A 563-nucleotide genomic window follows, 5' to 3' on the forward strand; every position below is an offset into this window, starting at 1 on the left:
TCTAGAATGTTGGCCCCCATTTCTCAAATTACCGGTGTGTTGGGACGATTACAGCAAGCCAAAGTGGCCAAGACCAGTCTTGATGAACTCATGAAGAAATCGGTTGATCAACCTGATCAGGCCCACTTAATCCATAAACCTGTGATTTATGGCGATTACGAACTAAAAGGCGTGGCCTTTCAATATGGTCAGGATGATCCGAAACCCATCTTGATTGTACCGAATCTGAGCATTCAGGCGGGAGAAAAAATTGCCATACTGGGGCGTAATGGCGCCGGCAAATCCACCTTATTGCAACTACTTTCCGGGATGCAATTTCCCGTACAAGGCAAAATTAGTCTGGATGGTCTGGATTTAAGCCTGATTGACCCTGCAGATATTCGTCGTGACATGGGACTATTGAATCAAAATGCGCATCTATTCTATGGCACGATTCGTGAAAACCTTACGCTTGGCGCCCCCTTGGCAAACGATGAAGATATTCTCAGCGTCCTTAAAATGACAGGTGCGCTCAGCTTTGTTGAAGAAAAAAAAGAAGGGCTGGATCATCTTATTTTAGAAGG

General features: G+C 45.1%; 1 protein-coding gene. It reads left to right on the top strand.

Annotation, left to right across the window (positions count from 1 at the left end; genetic code table 11):
* Nucleotides 1-563 (top strand): ATP-binding cassette domain-containing protein (locus IAE19_RS16460; RefSeq protein ID WP_200461976.1); only part of this gene is annotated, 563 nt, incomplete at both ends.

Source organism: Acinetobacter sp. S40, assembly GCF_016624705.1.
Lineage (GTDB): Bacteria > Pseudomonadota > Gammaproteobacteria > Pseudomonadales > Moraxellaceae > Acinetobacter.